This window comes from Rheinheimera sp. F8 (assembly GCF_001518915.1).
Genome location: NZ_CP013656.1, coordinates 3,668,986 through 3,688,408, shown reverse-complemented (window position 1 = coordinate 3,688,408; position 19,423 = coordinate 3,668,986). Strand labels below are relative to the sequence as shown.

18 protein-coding genes are annotated in these 19,423 nt (G+C 49.7%); 14 read left to right on the top strand and 4 right to left on the bottom strand.

Features of this window, described 5'->3' with window-relative positions:
• Positions 1-3: 3 nt before the first annotated feature.
• Both ATY27_RS16425 and ATY27_RS16420 read right to left on the bottom strand, forming a co-directional pair.
• Complete coding sequence (locus ATY27_RS16425; RefSeq protein WP_208931683.1) at positions 4-564, bottom strand: YajG family lipoprotein; 561 nt, start codon at positions 562-564, stop codon at positions 4-6.
• A gap of 2 nt (positions 565-566) precedes the next feature.
• Positions 567-1,718 carry a methyltransferase gene (locus ATY27_RS16420; RefSeq protein WP_208931682.1) on the bottom strand — a complete coding sequence of 384 codons (1,152 nt, stop codon included), beginning with the start codon at positions 1,716-1,718 and terminating at the stop codon, positions 567-569.
• Between the two features lie 33 nt (positions 1,719-1,751).
• On the opposite strand from ATY27_RS16420, the gene ATY27_RS16415 reads away from it, so the two are divergent.
• From ATY27_RS16415 to ATY27_RS16350, 14 genes are all read left to right on the top strand, one after another.
• Positions 1,752-2,390, top strand: coding sequence for an alpha-ketoglutarate-dependent dioxygenase AlkB (locus ATY27_RS16415; RefSeq protein ID WP_244151344.1), 639 nt, complete (start codon positions 1,752-1,754; stop codon positions 2,388-2,390).
• Positions 2,391-2,519: 129 nt separating this feature from the next.
• On the top strand, positions 2,520-2,855 hold the full coding sequence (locus tag ATY27_RS16410) for a BolA/IbaG family iron-sulfur metabolism protein (RefSeq protein WP_208931681.1): 336 nt from the start codon (positions 2,520-2,522) through the stop codon (positions 2,853-2,855).
• Between the two features lie 128 nt (positions 2,856-2,983).
• Positions 2,984-4,174, top strand: coding sequence for an enoyl-ACP reductase FabV (fabV, locus tag ATY27_RS16405; protein WP_208931680.1), 1,191 nt, complete (start codon positions 2,984-2,986; stop codon positions 4,172-4,174).
• 340 nt (positions 4,175-4,514) lie between these two features.
• Complete coding sequence (locus tag ATY27_RS16400; protein WP_208931679.1) at positions 4,515-5,855, top strand: Na(+)-translocating NADH-quinone reductase subunit A; 1,341 nt, start codon at positions 4,515-4,517, stop codon at positions 5,853-5,855.
• A gap of 1 nt (position 5,856) precedes the next feature.
• Positions 5,857-7,062 carry an NADH:ubiquinone reductase (Na(+)-transporting) subunit B gene (locus ATY27_RS16395; RefSeq protein ID WP_208931678.1) on the top strand — a complete coding sequence of 402 codons (1,206 nt, stop codon included), beginning with the start codon at positions 5,857-5,859 and terminating at the stop codon, positions 7,060-7,062.
• Positions 7,055-7,843 (top strand): Na(+)-translocating NADH-quinone reductase subunit C, encoded by a 789-nt coding sequence (locus ATY27_RS16390; RefSeq protein WP_208931677.1) that lies wholly within the window; start codon positions 7,055-7,057, stop codon positions 7,841-7,843. Before ATY27_RS16395 ends, ATY27_RS16390 begins: the two co-directional genes overlap by 8 nt.
• Positions 7,836-8,465, top strand: a complete 630-nt coding sequence (locus tag ATY27_RS16385) for an NADH:ubiquinone reductase (Na(+)-transporting) subunit D (RefSeq protein ID WP_208931676.1) — start codon at positions 7,836-7,838, stop codon at positions 8,463-8,465. Before ATY27_RS16390 ends, ATY27_RS16385 begins: the two co-directional genes overlap by 8 nt.
• A 10-nt stretch (positions 8,466-8,475) precedes the next feature.
• Positions 8,476-9,084, top strand: coding sequence for an NADH:ubiquinone reductase (Na(+)-transporting) subunit E (gene nqrE / locus ATY27_RS16380; protein ID WP_208931675.1), 609 nt, complete (start codon positions 8,476-8,478; stop codon positions 9,082-9,084).
• Positions 9,085-9,109: 25 nt separating this feature from the next.
• Entirely contained in the window at positions 9,110-10,342 is a 1,233-nt protein-coding gene (gene nqrF, locus ATY27_RS16375) for an NADH:ubiquinone reductase (Na(+)-transporting) subunit F (RefSeq protein WP_208931674.1), read from the top strand.
• Positions 10,343-10,586: 244 nt separating this feature from the next.
• The gene (gene nqrM, locus ATY27_RS16370) at positions 10,587-10,799 is read left to right on the top strand and encodes a (Na+)-NQR maturation NqrM (RefSeq protein WP_208931673.1); all 213 of its coding nucleotides are present in this window, start codon (positions 10,587-10,589) and stop codon (positions 10,797-10,799) included.
• A 37-nt stretch (positions 10,800-10,836) separates the two neighbouring features.
• Positions 10,837-12,375: a leucyl aminopeptidase family protein gene (locus tag ATY27_RS16365; protein WP_208931672.1), complete on the top strand. Its 1,539-nt coding sequence runs from the start codon at positions 10,837-10,839 to the stop codon at positions 12,373-12,375.
• Positions 12,376-12,552: 177 nt separating this feature from the next.
• Positions 12,553-15,168, top strand: a complete 2,616-nt coding sequence (locus ATY27_RS16360) for an ATP-binding protein (protein ID WP_244151343.1) — start codon at positions 12,553-12,555, stop codon at positions 15,166-15,168.
• Between the two features lie 16 nt (positions 15,169-15,184).
• Positions 15,185-15,622 carry an HIT domain-containing protein gene (locus ATY27_RS16355; RefSeq protein ID WP_208931670.1) on the top strand — a complete coding sequence of 146 codons (438 nt, stop codon included), beginning with the start codon at positions 15,185-15,187 and terminating at the stop codon, positions 15,620-15,622.
• On the top strand, positions 15,609-16,448 hold the full coding sequence (locus ATY27_RS16350; RefSeq protein WP_208931669.1) for an HDOD domain-containing protein: 840 nt from the start codon (positions 15,609-15,611) through the stop codon (positions 16,446-16,448). The genes ATY27_RS16355 and ATY27_RS16350 overlap by 14 nt, the downstream gene beginning before the upstream one ends.
• A gap of 48 nt (positions 16,449-16,496) precedes the next feature.
• Here ATY27_RS16350 and ATY27_RS16345 read toward each other — a convergent pair whose 3' ends face one another.
• Positions 16,497-17,402, bottom strand: a complete 906-nt coding sequence (locus ATY27_RS16345) for a recombination-associated protein RdgC (RefSeq protein ID WP_208931668.1) — start codon at positions 17,400-17,402, stop codon at positions 16,497-16,499.
• Positions 17,403-17,504: 102 nt separating this feature from the next.
• Complete coding sequence (locus tag ATY27_RS16340; RefSeq protein WP_208931667.1) at positions 17,505-19,247, bottom strand: ATP-binding protein; 1,743 nt, start codon at positions 19,245-19,247, stop codon at positions 17,505-17,507.
• Positions 19,248-19,423: the final 176 nt, after the last annotated feature.

The following is a 19,423-nucleotide window of genomic DNA, read 5'->3' as shown; positions in this document are numbered from 1 at the left end:
CTGTTAGTTCCTCAGGAAATCCTGCCAGCTCGGATCGCGCAGCATATTGCCAAGCACTTGTTCGGTCAGTACGCGTAACTCGCGTTCCGCCACGGCGGTATCGAGCTTAAACGGACCAGAGAAACTGCTTTTGCCACTGTAGCTTTTGTTAAATGATCCGGCATCACGTTCGATCAGCAGCGTCAGTTCTACACTGTTTTTCACCACGTGTTCGACGGTTTTTAACTCAGCATTGGCTTCCAGCTGATTAATTTGTAAGGTGACAATGACTGGTTCGGCCCCGGAGATACGGGCACCCTGTTGGGTTAAGGCGCTGCTCAGAGTTTGCTGCAGTTGGCCGGTTAAATCATTGGTGGTCGGGTAAGACTTGACGGAATCGCCGTCGCGCATCACCAGAGTGCCATTGGTTGGTCTGTTGTCCTGTACATTCAGGGCAAAAGCGGTGTTGGTCAGTTGGTTGGACTGATTCCAGAAAATTTGTGGCGCCACAATAAAAGACGGGACCGGGTTGCTGCAACCGGCAACTCCAACCGCAAACACGGCGGCAAGCAGGATTGAACGCATAACTATTTCCTTCTGATAGCTTCAAAGACGCTGAATTTTGCATTACTGGCTACATGAATACAACCGCCGAACAATCGGGTCAGCTTTTCGCCGTAACCCAAATGACGATTGCAGACAATACGTAGTCGACCACCAATTTTCAGCACACGCCGTGCGTCAGCGAACATCTGCCAGGCAATATGATCAGTGACGGCCTGCTGCTGGTGAAACGGCGGATTGCATAAAATGTAGTCTGCGGATAAGTCTGGTTGTTGACTCATGCTGTCGTCGACCAGAAATTCACAGTGGCTTGCCGTGGGAAAAAGTCTGCTGACGTTTTCGCGCGATGATTGCACAGCCATATATGATTCGTCGCAAAACAAAATTTGCGCTTGCGGCTCTGCCGCGAGTAATGCCAGACCAATCACACCGTTGCCACAACCTAAATCAATTACCCGCTGTTCGGGTTGCACGATCGGCAAATGCTGCAGAAAAAACCTTGCGCCAATATCGAGCTGCTCACGGGCAAACACATTGGCGTGGTTGACGATATCTAATGTCAGCGTCTGGTCTTGTAGTGGCAACTCAACAGGCCACACCAATGGGAATTCCGGTTTTTTCGGTACAGCCTGATTTTTATCGCACACGGCGGTGATCAGCCGGCATTTCTTTTCCGTTAAAGAAGCGCTGACCGGACCGATTTCTTCAGCAAAAATTTGCAACAGGTTGGCGTGAATGTCTTTTGCTTTAGCTGCGGCAACGATTGACGCGCCGTCTGGTAGTTGTTGTTTAATCTGCCGCAACTGATATCGCAGAAAACTGTGATTGCCTGGTAATTTCAGCAATACGGCTGCAAAGGCAGGACAAGCTTCGGTACTGGCGATTTGTGATACGGCTGACAGGCCATTTTGCTGCAGATTGTGTTGGGTGGCGAGCTGGCTTAAATAAGAATCGGTCCATTGCACCGGTTGCCAGGCATGCAATGCACACGCCAGCGTGCCGAATAAATCGTTCACCAGCAGCAGGGGCGTCTGATCATTTGACAGTTGCTGCTGCGCGTAGCGGATCAACAACTCGTCAGCAGCATCCCAGGCCTGCAGACTGCGGGTTTTCTGCTCAGGTGGATAACGATCCAGCTGCAGTTGGATCTGGTCTAAGGTAAATTGGCTGGACATAAGCAGGTTCGGCAGAAATAAAGGGCAGCTATTTTGACAGAAGCGCAGACAAGTCACAACGAGAGTCCGGCCATTGTGCTGCAAAGCAATTTGTTACAGCGCTATTTTCTGCCTGATGCAGAGGTCTGGTTGCTTCCCGGGTTTTTATCTGCAACAGAGTCGACGCAGTTACAGCAGCAGCTGCGCGGGCTCAGCTGGCAGCAACCGGAGATTAAGTTGTATGGTCGGGCGGTGGCTATCCCGCGCCGGCAGATCTGGATGGGCGATGCGCATTGCAGTTACCGCTATTCCGGAGTGACATTTTACCCGCAAGCCTGGCAAGCGGGGCTTGATGCTTTGTGTCAGCGCCTGATCCGTCAGACCGGCCATCCACTGAATGCTGTGCTATTGAATCATTATCAGCATGGTGAGCATCACATGGGGTGGCACAGTGATGATGAACCTGAGTTAGGTGCGGACCCGGTGATTTTATCGCTGAGTCTTGGCCAGACGCGCCGCTTTGATTTGCGCCACAAGCGGCTGAATAGCCAGCTGTCGATTGAACTAAATGATGGCGATTTGCTGGTGATGGCGGGCGCATGTCAGCGTCACTGGCAACACCGGGTGCCCAAGCAAACCAGGCTGGAAGCTGAACGGTTTAATCTGACTTTCCGTTATTTGCCACAGCGTTGATGCAGTGAAGCTGGAATAAGCAAGGTGGATTCTTTATCTTTTTTTGCAGCTGTTTATGTGCAGACAAGGCAAAATGCACTGGCTAAAGTGAGTTATGAGTATTAATGCTGAAAGAAGGAGCAGACAATCATGTTGATCCATACGTCTATCGAACAGAAATTGTTGCATGCCTTCCAGCCAGTATTTCTGGATGTCGTCAATGAAAGCCACATGCATAGCGTGGCGCCTGGCTCTGAGTCCCATTTTAAGGTCGTGATTGTCACGCCGTTATTTGATGGCATGCGGCTGTTACAGCGGCATCGGGCGGTCAATGCCATAGTGGCAGAGGAACTTGCGGAGAAAATCCATGCGCTGGCTCTGCACACCTATACACCCAGTGAATGGTATGAGTATTACGCTGAAAAGCCACCGGCTTCGCCGAAATGTTTTGGCGGCTCTAAAAAAACCGAGAAGTCCGCTGGCTGAGTGATGCTGCCGCGGGCTATTCGGACGATCGTTGGCATGAGCCGCTTTATTTAAGCTGATCAGACCTGTTACGGCGGTGAGTGTTTTACACTAACCGCGGTTTCTGTCATCACACAGGTTAATTTTTTATGGTTATTCAACCGAAAATCCGTGGTTTTATCTGTACCAATGCGCATCCGGTGGGCTGTGCTGAACATGTTCATGAGCAAATCGCATACGTCAAACAACAAGGTACCGTCGCTAACGGTCCAAAAAATGTATTGGTGATTGGCGCTTCGACGGGTTATGGCCTGGCCTCGCGCATCACTGCGGCATTTGGTTCTGGCGCTAAGACTTTGGGTATTTTCTTTGAAAAAGAAGCGACAGAAGGCAAGACCGGATCTGCCGGCTGGTATAACACTGCCGCTTTTGAAGCTGCAGCGAATGCTGAAGGTTTATGGAACAAACATCTGAACGGTGATGCATTTACCGATGAGATGAAATCCCAGGCTATTTCGTTGATCCGTGCCGAAATGGGCAAAATCGACCTGGTCGTATACAGTCTGGCTGCCCCGCGGCGTAAAGATCCGGTGACCGGAGAGATATACAGCTCGGTATTAAAACCGATTAATCATGCATACACCGCCAAAACACTCAATACCAGCAAACGCGAAATTGAAGAAGTGTCAGTAGAACCGGCCAATGACGAAGAGATTTTTAATACTGTCAAAGTGATGGGTGGCGAAGACTGGGAACGTTGGTTAGATCAGTTGCATGCAGCCGGTGTATTGGCTGAAAACGTTCAAACGGTCGCTTATACCTACATTGGTAAAGAACTGACCTGGCCGATTTATGGTAAAGCGACTATTGGTCGCGCCAAAGAAGATCTGGATCGGGCGGCGTCTGCAATCAGCAGTAAGCTGGCAGGGCAGGGTGGTCATGCATATGTTGCGTCTCTCAAAGCACTGGTTACGCAGGCAAGTTCAGCCATTCCAATCATGCCACTGTATATATCATTGCTGTATCGCGTCATGAAAGCGGAAGGCACCCATGAAGGTTGCATCGAACAAATTTACGGCCTGTTCCGCCAGTGTCTTTACAATCCGGCGCGTGAACTGGACGAGGGCGGTCGTCTGCGAATGGACGGTAAAGAACTGTCTGACCATGTCCAGGCCGAAGTGACGGCATTGTGGCAACAGGTCGAAACATCGAATATTGATGAGCTGACCGATTACAAAGGTTACCACCAGGAGTTTCTGCGCCTGTTCGGCTTTGGCTATAGCCATGTCGACTATGAAGCTGATGTTTCTCCGATGGTGACACTGGCAAATTTAGCTTAAGATAATAAAGCCGCCGTTCTGGCGGCTTTTGTTTGAACGTAGGACGAAGGGGACAGCCTCCAAGGCAACAACAGGAAAACCGCTGAATTTCAGCGAATTTGTGCAGATTATGCGCAATATATTCAAAGTTGACTACACTTGCCCACAGTCGCTGTCCTGGCTGCATAAAAGTGTTATTTATCATAGCTGGTCTGTGGGTTTAGTGCTAAAATCCGCCGCTATGTACGTGTACCTGTTGAAATCTGGTTAAAAATCAGCCAGCTTTCGCCAGGTGCGCTGCGAGGCGAGCAGCCGTAAAAACCAGGCCCTGTTTCTTCCCGTTAAAGTAGTGCAAGTACGTATGATTAAAATTAAAAAAGGATTGGACATTCCCCTGTCGGGCAGTCCTAAACAAGTGATCCATGACGGTCCTGCCGTCAAAACGGTCGCGTTGCTGGGTGAAGAGTATGTCGGTATGCGTCCTACAATGCTGGTTGAGGTTGGGGACAAAGTAAAAAAAGGTCAGGGTCTTTTTGAAGACAAGAAAAATCCTGGCGTGAAATTTACTGCCGCTATCTCCGGGACCGTAACTGCGATTAACCGTGGTGCCAAACGTGTGCTGCAATCCGTGGTGATTGAAGCTGACGGCTCAGACGAAGCGGTACAATTCCAGAAATTTGATGCTGCGGCATTAAACAGCCTTGATGCTGGTGTTGTGAAACAGCAGATCCTGGATTCTGGTTTGTGGACAGCGTTTCGTACTCGGCCTTTCAGCGCCATCCCGGCGATTGACAGTACACCACGGGCAATCTTTGTCACGGCAATCGACACCAACCCGTTAGCAGCTGATCCTGCCGTCGTCATCGCTGCAGCTGCAGCAGATTTCCAGCATGGTCTGACAGTGCTGAGCAAACTGACCACGAGTAAGGTTTACGTTTGTAAAGCGGCTGGCGCCAATGTGCCGGCAACTGGCCAGGTTCAGGTTGAAGAATTCGCCGGTCCGCATCCGGCAGGTCTGCCAGGCACACACATCCATTTCCTTGAGCCGGTTTCACTGACCAAAGTGGTCTGGCATATCAATTATCAGGACGTGATTGCACTCGGCAAGTTGTTCACTACCGGTGAATATCATGCTGAACGTGTTATTTCACTGGCTGGTCCTGTCGTGAAAAATCCACGTTTGATCAAAACTGTGCTGGGTGTATCAATCCCAACATTGATCGAAGGTGAGCTGAACGACGGTTCGAATCGTATCATTTCAGGCTCAGTGCTTGCTGGCAGAACTGCTGTTGGTGTGCATGCCTATCTGGGGCGATTCCATAATCAAATTTCAGTCCTTGCTGAAGGGTTTGAAAAAGAATTCCTTGGTTGGCTGGTGCCTGGGGCGAGTAAATTCTCGGTCACCCGCGCCTACCTGTCTCATCTGAGCCCTAAACGTCTGTTCAACATGACAACTACAACCAACGGTTCTGACCGTGCCATGGTGCCGATTGGTAACTATGAACGCGTGATGCCATTGGATATTCTGCCAACGCTGTTACTGCGTGACTTGTTGGTGGGCGATTCCGATGGTGCTGTGACGTTAGGTTGTTTAGAACTGGATGAAGAAGATCTGGCGCTTTGTACCTTTGTTTGCCCTGGTAAATACGACTATGGCGTGGCACTGCGTAATGCGCTGACGACCATCCAGAAGGAAGGTTAAGATGAGTTTGAAGCATTATATTGAAAACCTAGAGCCGCATTTTGAAAAAGGCGGCAAGCATGAAAAGTGGTACGCGCTGTACGAAGCAGTTGCCACGATTCTGTACACTCCAGGCAAAGTAACCAAATCTGCAACTCACGTACGCGACAGTATCGATCTGAAACGTATCATGATTTTTGTTTGGTTAATGCTGTTCCCGGCGATGTTCTTCGGTATGTTCAATATCGGCCATCAGGCAGCATCGGTATTATCTGAAACTATTAAACTGCCTGACACCTGGCAGGTTGGTCTGTTCCATGCCTTTGGCGGTGAACTGACAGCTGACTCAGGCTGGGGCGCGAAGATGTGGTATGGCGCCTGTTGGTTCCTGCCGATTTATGCGGTTGTGTTTTTAGTCGGTGGTTTCTGGGAAGTGCTGTTTGCTTCTGTACGCAAACATGAAATCAACGAAGGTTTCTTCGTCTCTTCGATTCTGTTCGCATTGATCCTGCCTGCGACAATTCCACTTTGGCAGGCTGCGCTCGGTATTTCTTTTGGTATCGTTGTGGCCAAAGAAGTGTTTGGCGGTACTGGCCGTAACTTCCTGAATCCGGCTCTGGCTGGACGTGCTTTCCTGTTCTTTGCTTACCCGGCACAAATTTCCGGTGACAAAGTATGGACCGTCGCGGATGGTTATGCTGGAGCTACCTGGTTATCCAAAGCCGCCAATGGCGAAGTGACCGACTGGTCGATGAATCAGCAGTGGTGGGATGCTTTCTACGGCTTTATCCCTGGTTCTATCGGCGAAACTTCTACGCTGGCCTTGCTGGTTGGTGGTCTTGCACTGATTTATCTGCGCATCGCCTCATGGCGTATCGTGACTGGTGTGTTGGTTGGCACTATCGTATTCGCCACCCTGTTTAACATGATCGGCTCTGAAACCAATTCAATGTTCGCGATGCCTTGGTACTGGCACGTGGTCCTGGGTGGTTTTGCCATTGGTCTGTTTTTTATGGCAACTGATCCGGTATCTGCTTCGTTTACCGACGCTGGTAAATGGGCTTACGGTATTCTGATTGGCTTCATGGTGATCATGATTCGTGTGGTGAACCCGGCTTATCCGGAAGGCATGATGCTGGCAATTCTGTTCGCCAATCTGTTTGCGCCTTTGTTTGACTATATGGTCGCGCAATCAAACATCAAGCGGAGGCTGGCTCGTAATGTCTAATACTAATGAAAGCATCGGCAAAACGTTTTTTGTCGTGATTGGCCTGTGTTTGATCTGCGCTATTTTTGTCGCAGCATCAGCAGTAGGTTTACGTCCAAAACAAACTGAAAATAAACTACTCGACGCGCAGAAGAATATTTTGCTTGCCGTTGGCATGTTACAGGGTGAGGACATCAAAACTCAGTTTGATAAGCATGTCCAGATCCGACTGGTTGATTTGGAAACCGGCGAGTTTGTCGAGCAGGACCCGCTGACTTATGATTACCGTAAGATGATGAAAGATCCATCTGGCAGTATCGCTTTGGATGAGCAGGATGATAAAGCCAAAATTAAAACCCGTGCCAAAATCGCACCGGTTTATTTGGCTTACGCCGATGGGGTTGAGTCAAAAAATATCTCCTTTGTTGTGTTACCGATCCATGGTTACGGCCTGTGGTCCACGATGCACGGTTTTCTGGCGCTGGATAAAGACGGCAATACCATCAAAGGTCTGAATTACTACGAGCATGGCGAGACGCCTGGTCTGGGTGGTGAAATTCAGAACCCGCAATGGGTTGCTCAGTTTGTCGGCAAAAAGTTGCTGGATGATGCTGGTCAGCCTGCAATCAAGATTCTGAAACCTGGCAATGCCAATGCAACGGCGGCATCTGAAGTTGATGGTTTATCTGGCGCTACGCTGACCAGTAATGGTGTGCAGAACACCTTTACATTCTGGTCTGGTGCGAAAGGTTTTGCCCCATTCCTGGCTAAAGTCCGTCAAGGAGCATTAAACAATGGCTAGTGCAAAAGAAATGAAGTCACTGGTATTTGGACCAGTGTTTGCAAACAACCCGATTGCGTTGCAGGTATTAGGGATTTGTTCTGCTTTAGCTGTGACAACGAAACTGGAAAAAGCCTTGGTAATGGGCGTTGCCCTGACCCTGGTAACGGCGTTCTCCAGCATGTTTATTTCGATGATCCGTAATCACATTCCTTCAAGTGTGCGGATTATCGTACAAATGACCATTATTGCTTCTTTGGTTATTGTGACGGATCAGGTACTGAAAGCTTATGCCTATAACGTGGCAAAAGAGCTGTCGGTATTTGTGGGTCTGATCATTACCAACTGTATCGTTATGGGACGTGCTGAAGCATATGCGATGAAAAGTCCACCATTGATGTCATTCCTTGATGGGATTGGTAACGGCTTAGGCTACACAGTACTGCTGGTGATTGTCGCTGTGATCCGTGAGTTGTTTGGCTCAGGTACTTTGATGGGACTGGAAATTCTGCCAGTGGTCAGTGCCGGTGGATGGTATGTACCAAACGGCCTGTTGTTAATGCCACCTAGTGCATTCTTCATTATTGGTCTGCTGATCTGGGCTCTGCGCACCTGGCGCCCAGAGCAGCAAGAAAAGCACTAAGGAGTAGCAGATGGAACATTATTTAAGTTTATTTGTTCGTGCAGTTTTCGTCGAAAACATGGCACTGTCGTTTTTCCTTGGTATGTGTACTTTCATCGCAATTTCCAAACAAGTGAAAACGGCATTCAGCCTGGGTGTGGCTGTGACTGTTGTGTTGGGGTTGTCAGTTCCGCTGAACAACATCGTTTTTAAGCAGTTTCTGGCGCCGGGCGCCTTAGATTGGGCTGGTTTTCCGGATACTGATCTGAGTTTCCTTGGTTTTATTGCGTATATCGGGGTTATCGCCGGCCTGGTTCAAATCCTGGAAATGTTCCTGGATAAGTATGTACCGGCCCTGTACAACGCCTTAGGTATCTTCCTGCCGTTGATCACTGTGAACTGTGCAATCTTTGGTGCGGTAGCCTTTATGGTTGAACGTGATTATACGCTGGCTGAAAGTACAGTGTTTGGTCTGGGAAGTGGTATCGGCTGGACAATGGCGATCACTGTTATGGCTGCTGTCAGTGAAAAACTGAAATACGCCGACGTGCCGCTGGCTTTACGTGGTCTGGGTTCACGCTTTTTCATGGTGGGTCTGATGAGTCTGGGTTTCCTGTCGTTCTCAGGCGTATCCCTGTAAGCATCGGTAGTAGAAGGAAAAAACAATGCAATATACTGAGATTTATCTTGGTGTTGGTATGTTCACCTTGCTGGTGGTCGCACTGGTCATCATGATCCTGGCAGCAAAAGCCAAACTGGTGTCTGCCGGCGAAGTAACGATCAATATTAATGGCGATGCCTCCAAGTCATTGAAAGTGAATGCTGGTGGCAAACTGCTCAGCGTGCTGGCTGATCGGGGTATCTTCCTGTCATCCGCTTGTGGTGGTGGTGGTTCATGTGGTCAATGCCGGGTTCACGTTCACGCCGGTGGTGGGGATGTGTTACCAGTTGAATTCGGTCACCTGACGAAAGGCGAACGCCGGGAAGGTTGTCGTCTGGCTTGCCAGGTCAGCGTGAAAACTGACATGGATATCGAAGTTGAGCCAGAGATCTTTGGTATCAAAAAATGGGCTTGTACTGTTATCTCTAATGACAACAAAGCCACTTTTATCAAAGAATTGAAGCTGCAAATCCCCGATGGTGAATCAGTGCCGTTCCGTGCTGGTGGTTACATTCAGATTGAAGCGCCTGCGCACCACGTAAAATACGCAGATTTTGATATTCCTGCAGAGTACCGCGGTGACTGGGAACGCTTTAAATTCTTCACGCTGGAGTCCAAAGTAGATGAGCCAACGATTCGGGCTTATTCAATGGCGAACTATCCGGAAGAAGAAGGCATTATCATGCTGAACGTGCGGATCGCTTCACCACCACCAAATAACCTGACTTTACCTTGCGGTAAAATGTCATCGTATATCTGGAGCCTGAAAGGTGGCGAGAAAGTCACAATTTCTGGTCCTTTTGGTGAGTTCTTCGCCAAAGATACCGATGCAGAGATGGTGTTTATCGGCGGTGGCGCAGGTATGGCGCCAATGCGTTCGCATATTTTCGACCAGCTGCGCCGGTTGAAATCAAAACGCAAAATGTCGTTCTGGTATGGGGCCCGTTCAAAACGCGAAATGTTTTATGTTGAAGATTTCGACATGTTACAGGCTGAGAACGAGAACTTTAAGTGGCATGTCGCGCTGTCTGATCCGCAACCGGAAGACAACTGGACTGGCTACACCGGCTTTATCCACAACGTGATTTTTGAGAATTATCTGAAAAACCACAAAGCACCGGAAGATTGTGAGTTCTATATGTGTGGTCCACCGATGATGAATAAAGCGGTGATCAACATGCTCAAAGACTTAGGTGTAGAAGACGACAACATTCTGTTGGATGACTTCGGCGGTTAAGCTTAGTGAGTTTGAAAAAACCAACCTGCGGGTTGGTTTTTTTATGGGCAAAGACAAGGGCTGTATTCAGTGCAGCAGGTGCGACACGCCATCTGTATCGATTGGCGTGCAGGCATGTCCGGCAACGGCAGACAGGAAAGTGCATCTGTCGTAGTCGGCAGAACAAAAATACTGGTAAAATATCAGTTCCTATGTTGGTATCCGGCCGACTTGTTGTTTCAGTTCAATGCCTAAAGAGGTTGTCATGGAAGTATTTCTGTTGACGTTTGCTGTGTTGTTAATCGTTGTGCTGGCTATGGCAATTGGTTATATCGTGCAACGTAAAACTATTGCCGGCAGCTGTGGCGGTCTTGATGCGCTTGGCATCGAAAAAGCCTGTGACTGTGAGAATCCGTGTGAAAAACGCCAGGAGCGGATGCGCAAAGAAAAACTCTGGCAAGAAAATAAAATTATCTGATCTCTGCTGGTCTGGCAGCAATTCCAAGGACTTATCAATGGCTTTTCCTACTCCTGTCGCTGTGTCTTCCCTACAGGCTGCTTCTGCTGCTGACTGGGATGCGCTAATTTGTATCGCTGAACACTTTACCGGGTTGCCTGATACCGGGTTGACTGAATTTGTTGCCAGCCACCAGGCTATCGACCAGCGTATTGGTCGTGAAACGGTCACGCTGATTTGTCCGCTCGTTGCCGGCAAACGTTTGATTCTGGCACCGACGGGACCATTACTGCGTGACTATGATGATGTGCGTTGTTTTGCTGATGTGGCAAAAGTCGCGATCCAACAAGCCAAGGCGGCCGGGGCAGTGCGCCCGCTGATTTGGCTACAGGCGCCGACAGATGCACGTTATGCACAGGCGCTGGAAGTTGCATATCTGGCCGCCGCACAAGCACTGTGGCAACCACTGGAAGGCCGTGAAGCTCGTGGCGAACAAAGCGTAGAGCCAGTGCAGCAGATTGGTCTGCTGGGTCTCAATGACGCACAGGCGGCGTTTTTGGCTGCTACCGAGGCAGGCCGGCGTTTGGCCCGTGACTTGTGTGGTACCGAGCCAGAACGGATGACGCCACTGCGTTTTGCAGATTATTGTGTCGATGCATTTCAGCATACCGACGTGAAAGTTAAAGTAGAAACGAATACCGAACAACTGCTTGCCGACTATCCATTACTGATGGCTGTCGCCCGCAGCTCATTAGCTGTAACCCGGCATAGACCAGCCGTGATCCGGCTGGAGTATCGTCCGGCAGGTGAAATTACCGAAACGTTGTTGTTCGCCGGTAAAGGTTTGGTTTATGACACCGGCGGCGCTGACCTGAAGATAAACGGTGGCATGGCCGGCATGAGTCGTGACAAAGGCGGCGCCGCTGCGGTCGCCGGTTTTATGAAAACTGTCGCGATGTTAAAACCGGCGGGTTTGCATGTGATTGCGGAAATCGGCGCAGTCCGTAACAGTATTGGTTCAGATGCTTTTGTTGCCGATGAAATTATTACCAGTCATGCCGGTGTGCGGGTCAGAATTGGCAATACCGATGCCGAAGGCCGTTTGGTATTAGCTGATCTGATGTCGCATTTACGCTTGCAGGCGCAACATGCCGTGAACCCAACACTATTTTCAGTGGCAACTCTGACTGGCCATGCGGCACGAGCGGTCGGCCCGTACACTGCACTGGTTGAAAACGGTGCAGCCCGTCAGGCCGGTGTGTCAGCGGCCATCGCGGGCGCCGGTGAATTGTGGGGAGATCCGTCTGAGTTGTCGTCCAGCCGGCGTGAAGACTTCGCCTTTATCAAAGCGCGCAGCTGTGCCGATGATGTGTTGAGCTGCAATAATGCAGCGTCGTCAGTCACCGCGCGTGGTCATCAGTTCCCGATGGCATTTTTAGTTGTCGCTGCCGGGCTGGAGCAAAACTCCGCGTTATCAAAAGGCCTGCGCTATGTGCATATCGACATCGCGGGCAGTGGTGTTGACGGCGGCGACTGGCAACATGGCAAACCTTCAGCAGCTCCGGTCGCCAGTCTGGCTGCTGCCTATTTAGGTTAATCCGGAGTTTTGGCAGAACTCAGGCCGTCAGTTTGTGTCACGTACTGACGGCCAACGACTTTCCATTGAAATTGATTGTCGGCTGGGTTCTGTCTGTTTATGCTGTAGCCACATCCACATTATGGTCAGAGTCAGGTTAATGGACGAATGAGACTCCGCGAAACTCTTGTTATCTATATGTTTCCGTTGATGGTTTTGCCCACATTGGCGTTTGGCTATCTGGCATATCGATACAGTGAGTCATCATTTGCCCAGCAGGCGTTTATCAAAGTCGCCCAGCATCTGCAAATTCAGCAAAACAAACTCAACGTGTATCTGCGCAATCACCAGATGCATCTGCAGCATCTGAGTCAGACTGAGAGCACACTGGCGTTTTTGACAGAGCAGCCCGGCGCCGAAAAGTCACTGACAACCCAGCTGAAGCATTATCAGAAAGCATTCCCGGACGCTGAGCAAATCAGATTATTGCGCTTGAGCGGCGAACTGGTGTTTCAGTCGCCGGTCGCTGCAGCAAACTCTGTCGCGGCAGGCAGTCGTTTCCGCGCCGATTACTTTACGTCGTTACAAGGCATGATTGAAGATTCCGGTATATTTATCAGTCGGGAAAATGATCAGCAGGAGCTGAAAGTGATCCTGGCGCAGAAAATTTACCAGCTTGCCAACGATGCTAACGAAATCGACCGGCTTTGGGGATATTTAGTCGTCAACCTGAACACCGATGCATTGGATGAGATTGTCCAGAACCGCATGTTGACGTCGAATGTTAATTTGGTGGTCAGCGCGGGTGGCATCATTGCCTATGCGGACAAACCGAATCTGATCGGCAGTGCACTGGCACCCTCCAATTTCTCTCAAGTACAGCAATCAGTCGGTGCCGGTCAGTTACAGCACATTGTGTTACTCGGTAAACCGATGTTAGTGCTGGGAGCTGAGTTGCCCGGTAATTTTATGTTGGTCAGTGCTGTTGCCGAAACGGAGTTAATGGCAGTCTCTGAGTTCTTGCCGGTGTTGGTTTTTGTGCTCAGTATTCTGATTGCTATTGGCTTGCCATTGTTATGCTACTGGTTGTTAATTAAATATATTTTTGAACCGATCAAAGTACTGACGGAAGCCAAAACTGCAGTTGGCCGCGGCGATCTCAGCACCTTACTGACAGTAAAAAAACAAGATGAACTGGGTGACATGTTCGCGGCGTTTAATGTGATGGTGCGCCAGCTCCGGGTATACCGCGAGCGCGAACGCGCCTATAAACAGCAACTGGAAGAGAAAGTACAGAAGCGCACGCAGGATCTGGCACGCGCGAACAGCAATCTGGCCAGCGCTAACCAGCAACTGATCCTGGCCCGTGAGTCCGCTGAGCAGGCGAACCGGCTGAAAAGTGTATTCCTGGCCAATATGAGCCATGAGATCCGTACGCCGCTGACGGCCATTATCGGCTTCAGCGAACAGGCAATTATCGAACAAGATCATGAGCAAGTGACTGACTACCTGAAACGGGTGTTGCGCAGTGGTGACCATTTACTGAAGCTGATTAATGACATTCTGGATCTGTCGAAAATCGAAGCGGATAAGCTGGAGCTATCCTATGTCCAGTTTAACTTTCTGCAACTCATCGATGATATTTACCAACAAACGAAAAATCAGGCACAGGCCAAAGCGCTCGATTGTGTGCTTGAGCTGAACTATCCGTTGCCAGCGCAATTGCGTACCGATGAATTGCGCTTTCGGCAGGTATTGCTCAATCTGACCAGTAATGCGCTGAAATTTACCCAACGCGGCAAAATTATTATTCAGGTCAGTTACCAGTCCGGTGACGAGCTACTGGTGATCCGCATCAAAGACACCGGTATTGGCATGAGTGCCGAAGAGCTGACGAAGTTGTTTCAGCCTTTTGTCCAGGCCGATGCCACCGTGACGCGCAATTTTGGCGGTACTGGTTTAGGTCTGGTCATTTCGAAAAAACTGATGCAGCAAATGAACGGCGATATCCGTGCGGAGAGTGTCAAAGGGCTGGGTAGCTGTTTTGAAATTCTGATGCATTGTGAAACTCAGCAAGTCAGCCTGGTGGAACATTTTGAACCAAGCATTAATCCGGATGCAGTACAACCGGAATCTGACTGTCTGCCACAGCTGAAGATTTTGGTGGCAGAAGACAACACCGACAATCAGTTATTAGTCGCAGTATTACTACGCAAGATCAACGCTGAATTTACCATGGTAGCCAATGGCCATCAGGCGGTGCAAAAACTGTTGCTGGAAGATTTTGATTTGGTCTTTATGGATATGCAAATGCCGGAAATGGGGGGCGAAGAGGCCACGCGGTTAATCCGGCATGCCGGCATCGATGTGCCAATTATTGCATTGACCGCCAATGTGATGCGGGAAGATCATCAACGCTATCTCGAAGCGGGTTGTCAGGCGTTATTGGGTAAGCCGATAGTGCAGCACGACTTTTATGCGATGATCCGTAATTACACGCGCAAAGTACAGCAGCTGGAACAGGATTTAGCCGCTAAACTGGAGCAAGACCCGGCGATTATTGCTCTGAAGCAAGATTTTGCTGAACGTCTGCCGGCACAACTGGCGCAACTGGCGCAGTTGCAGCAAGACAATAATCTGGCGGGATTACAATATGAAGCCCATAGTCTGAAAGGCTGTGCCGGCAGTATGGGTTTTCCGGAGATCACTCAGTTGGCGGCTGAACTTGAATTGTCGGCAAAATCTCAGGATGCATTGGCCTGTCAGCTAATTATTCAGCGCATGCAGCACCAGCAGTTACAGGCGCCACACTGAAATAATGGAAGGTAGAATGACAGAGCATTTTCAGCTGCATCCGCAGCTGGCAGCTGATTCAGTATGGCTGGCTGATTGGCCTTTATGTCAGCTGCGACTGATAAATGACCAGCACTACCCCTGGTTTATCTTAGTGCCGCGGCGTGTCGGTGTGCGTGATGTAATCGATTTATCCGAGCTTGATCAGGACCAGTTGTGGCTGGAAAGTCGCACCCTGAGTATTTACCTCAAGACTGATTATCAGCCCGACAAACTGAATCTGGCGGCACTGGGCAATATGGTGCCGCAATTACATCTGCATCACATTGTCCGGTTTCAAAGTGACAAGAGCTGGCCAGCACCGGTCTGGGGAAAATTTCCGGCGCATCCATACAACACAACCGATCTGGCCGTATTACAACAAATCTGGTCGGAGCGTTCATCAGCAGCGAGGAATTTATATGTCAGCGGATAATGCATTATTGACGCTTCTGACCGAAAAACTGCGCAATAACGTGCTGGTGTTGCCAACGCTGCCAGAAATTGCTGTGCGGGTACGCCAGGCGGCAGATGATCCCGACATTAACCTGCATGCGATGGCAGAAGTGATCGCATTGGATCCGGCGCTCGCTGCACGGATGCTGAAGGTCGCCAACAGCGCCTTTTTAGGGCGCAGTATCAAGGTCAATACGTTAAATCAGGCGGTGACGCGGATCGGGTTGTTTCAGGTCAAAAATATTGCCACGGCTATGGCGCTTGAGCAGTTGTTTGTCAGCCAGCATCCGCAGGTGTTAGAACAAATGGCGGAACTATGGCGTGATACTATTGAAATTACCTGTATTTCGATGGCTTGCCTGAAGTTTTATCAGCAACAACATAAACATACGTCGCTGAACATGGACACTATGACGCTCGCAGCATTGGTGTATCAGATTGGCGCATTGCCGATCCTGAGCGAAGCTGAAAAATATCCGGCAGTATTTGCCGAACCGGCTTATTTACGTCATGCCATCCGGGATCTGTCGCCGAACATTGGCGTGGTGATCCTGCAAAGTTGGTCATTTGCCGATATTTTTGTCCGGGTGGTGCAGGATTGGGCAGGATTAGCGATGGCCGACCAACCTTGTTATACCGACTTTGTCCGGCTGGCTGCAATCGCCCGTCAGCAATATCCTCTGCGCAGCAGTGAGTCGCAGCTGTTAGACAGCTATTTACAGCAGGGGCTTATTCCAAAACGGGACTTTATGCACGAACCACAGATACAGCAGCATTATCAGGATGCAAAAACCATGTTTATGTAGTGGAATCGGCTGTCTGCAGCAGCGGACAGCCAGCCCTGCAGATTAGTTTTAGGCCTTAACCAGAGGTTGCACCTGGTCTTTAAATACTTGCAGCACCTGCGCCAGTTCATTGGCCATCACCAGCAAGTCAGCGTCAAGACGCAGTACCAAATCTTCCCAGCCCAGTTCGTCATTCTTGTTCGCCAGTAACTCTTCGAATTGCAGCTTTTTGATACTGCCGTCTTCACAGATCACCAGACTCAGCTGTTCCGGCTGCACCAGCTCTAGCTTAGTCACCAGCTTGTCTTCTAAGTGGCTTTGCACTTCGTCCGTCGTCAGCACGTGATTGCTGAAACGGACTTTGGCACCTTCTTCATCCGGTGCTTTTAACTCAGCGTCATGGCCAAGGCTAAAACCAGCGGGCAGCGCCTGATTGCTCAGCCATTGCTGCATCGATTGACTGAGCTGATTACTGTCAATCCACGGTACGGCTGGCAGCGATCCCAGCGCTTTGCGCAGTAGTGCCAGCAAATCTTCAGCGCGGCTGGCTGAGCTGGTGTTGACGATAAACCAGTTATTTTTTGCGTCATAGATCGCCTGAGTCACAGTCGAGCGGCTAAATGCCCGTGGCAACAAGGTCTGGATTAACTCTTCTTTCAGTGCCTGTTTTTCTTTGCGACCCAAAGGCCGGCCTTTTTCGGCCTCCAATGCATCTATTTTTGGCTGCAGCTCTTCATTGATCACGGCAGCCGGCAACACTTTTTCCTGCCGTTTCAACGCGAATACAAACAAGTGCTCGAGCTGGTGGGCGTATGATTTAATGCTTGGATGCAGCGGGAAGGTGAAGCCAAGTTTCAGTGCGTCCTGGCCCATACAAGGTGTGAATTTATGTTCCGCCAGCGCTGTATCTAGCTTTTCAATATTGAGGTTTAACGGTTCAGTAATTTGGTACACGCGCAGGGTTTTAAACCACATAGTCAGTCAGGTCCGGATCTCAGAAGACGGTCAGTATAACCGGAAAGTCCGGAGCGACAACCGGCAGACAGCACAAAGCGCACCTGCCGGATTGTCGATTGCTTAACGTTTAAGCACTTTTGGAAAGCGGATATGGTAGGCCAGACCCTGGCCTGGTTCGCTGCGGACCTGGATACTGCCGCCGAGGGTTTGGCGCACCAGGTTATAAGTAATGTGGGTGCCAAGTCCACTGCCGCCCTGATCACGTTTGGTGGTGAAAAACGGGTGGAATAACTTTTCCAGCTGCTCTGGTGTCAGGCCTTTACCATTGTCACTGTAATTAATGTCGACAATATTGCCTTCATCGATGACGGTGATATTGATGTTGCCTTCATCAATATCTTCAAAACCATGGATTAATGAATTCATCAGCAGGTTGGTAAAAATTTGCGAAATAGCACCGGCCGGGCAGCTCAGCACCAGGTTTTCCGGGCAATTGACTTCAATGTGATGTTTGGTCTTTTTGAAGTGCGGCTGCAGTGAGCGGATAATTTCTGTCAGATAATCCTGCAGCTGAATGGTGCGGATTGCTTCACTGGTCTGATCAACAGCAATTTGTTTGAAACTGGCAATCAGTTCTGAAGCGCGCACCAAATTGGCGTTCAATAATTCAGTGCCTTGTTTGGCTTCTTCAATAAAATGTTCCAATGCCTTGGGCGACAGGCTCTTTTCCTGATACGCGTGTTCCAGCGCTGCCAGCTTTTCAGCGAGGAAACTGGTGGCAGTGACACCAATGCCTACCGGCGTGTTCACTTCGTGCGTGATACCTGCAACTAAACCACCTAAAGCGGCCATTTTTTCCGACTGTACCAGTCGGTCTTGCGCCTGGCGTAAATCATTGACCAGTTTTTCCAGCTCGGTTTGTTTGTTGCGCAGGGCATCTTCAGTGTGGCGCCGGCGTTCAATTTCTTCACGCAGTGCCTGCTGTTTCACTTCGAGTTCTTGCTTTTGCTGTTGCAGATCCATCATCGCCTGACTCAGGCCTGACGTCTTCCGCGCCACTTCCTGTTCTAATATCAGGTTATGCTGGTCAAGCTTTTCGTTGCTTTGCAGCAGCTGCTTTTGCGTACTTTCCAGCTGGCCTTTGTAATCCTGCACCCGCGCGATCAGCCGGTTAAAGGCATCCGCCATTACCGCGAGTTCATTGGTGTCACCGTGCTGGATCTCGACTTTGGTATCTTCGAGGTTATCCAGCTCAAGATCTTCAATCTGCTGCGTTAATTCGGCAAGCGGTAAAGTGAGTTGTTTACGAAAGGCAATTAAAAACAGGATGATCAGAAATGTGGTTTTTAACACTGCGTTGCCGATCAGGAAATAAATACCGACTTTGATCCGGTCCAGCACTATGGTCCGGCTGGAGAATAAAGTTACATCACCCACTTGGGTGGCCCGGCCGGAGAATTCAAAAATCAGCGGAAAGGTATAGCCAAACAAGCCGCTTTGTTGCTCTGTCAGCCGCACCCCTTCTTTGACCAGCTGATTGCTGTAGCGCTCGCTGATGTCGACATACTGGCCGAGCTGCGTGATCACCGCGCCGCTGTCATCGCGCACAATAATGCCTTCAATCGATGGGATAGCTAACAGGCCGTCAGCAATAATCAGCGCTTGTTGGGTGTTCAGTTCCCAGATGGCGCGGGTAAGTGAGCCAGAGATGGTCTGTTGTAAGGTCGCCAGCTCACCGTTAATATGATTTTTGGTGTTGAAGTACTCGGCTACGATCTGGCCCAGCGTTACAACAAAGGTCAGGATGAAATAAACTGACAGCACTTTGGTCAGCAGCTTGCGCGAAAGACTTTTTTGTTGCATCTGACATCCTGTGAGTTCTGAACGCGCTGCTGCTTGTCGCAGAGTGCTTACCAGCACATGCTATAAAATTAGCTAAAAAAAACAATAATTAAAATACTTTACTACAGAATTTGTCCCTGTGTGTGCAGGTTGTAGTATCAGTAATGCGTGTAGCCGTCTGAAGCAGGCCAACTATA

Coding starts and splice junctions, on each gene's coding strand:
- ATY27_RS16425 (WP_208931683.1), bottom strand. CDS start 564: ATGCGTTCAATCCTGCTTGCCGCCGTGTTTGCGGTTGGAGTTGCCGGT.
- ATY27_RS16420 (WP_208931682.1), bottom strand. CDS start 1,718: ATGTCCAGCCAATTTACCTTAGACCAGATCCAACTGCAGCTGGATCGT.
- ATY27_RS16410 (WP_208931681.1), top strand. CDS start 2,520: ATGTTGATCCATACGTCTATCGAACAGAAATTGTTGCATGCCTTCCAG.
- fabV (WP_208931680.1), top strand. CDS start 2,984: ATGGTTATTCAACCGAAAATCCGTGGTTTTATCTGTACCAATGCGCAT.
- ATY27_RS16400 (WP_208931679.1), top strand. CDS start 4,515: ATGATTAAAATTAAAAAAGGATTGGACATTCCCCTGTCGGGCAGTCCT.
- ATY27_RS16395 (WP_208931678.1), top strand. CDS start 5,857: ATGAGTTTGAAGCATTATATTGAAAACCTAGAGCCGCATTTTGAAAAA.
- ATY27_RS16390 (WP_208931677.1), top strand. CDS start 7,055: ATGTCTAATACTAATGAAAGCATCGGCAAAACGTTTTTTGTCGTGATT.
- ATY27_RS16385 (WP_208931676.1), top strand. CDS start 7,836: ATGGCTAGTGCAAAAGAAATGAAGTCACTGGTATTTGGACCAGTGTTT.
- nqrE (WP_208931675.1), top strand. CDS start 8,476: ATGGAACATTATTTAAGTTTATTTGTTCGTGCAGTTTTCGTCGAAAAC.
- nqrF (WP_208931674.1), top strand. CDS start 9,110: ATGCAATATACTGAGATTTATCTTGGTGTTGGTATGTTCACCTTGCTG.
- nqrM (WP_208931673.1), top strand. CDS start 10,587: ATGGAAGTATTTCTGTTGACGTTTGCTGTGTTGTTAATCGTTGTGCTG.
- ATY27_RS16365 (WP_208931672.1), top strand. CDS start 10,837: ATGGCTTTTCCTACTCCTGTCGCTGTGTCTTCCCTACAGGCTGCTTCT.
- ATY27_RS16360 (WP_244151343.1), top strand. CDS start 12,553: ATGTTTCCGTTGATGGTTTTGCCCACATTGGCGTTTGGCTATCTGGCA.
- ATY27_RS16355 (WP_208931670.1), top strand. CDS start 15,185: ATGACAGAGCATTTTCAGCTGCATCCGCAGCTGGCAGCTGATTCAGTA.
- ATY27_RS16350 (WP_208931669.1), top strand. CDS start 15,609: ATGTCAGCGGATAATGCATTATTGACGCTTCTGACCGAAAAACTGCGC.
- ATY27_RS16345 (WP_208931668.1), bottom strand. CDS start 17,402: ATGTGGTTTAAAACCCTGCGCGTGTACCAAATTACTGAACCGTTAAAC.
- ATY27_RS16340 (WP_208931667.1), bottom strand. CDS start 19,247: ATGCAACAAAAAAGTCTTTCGCGCAAGCTGCTGACCAAAGTGCTGTCA.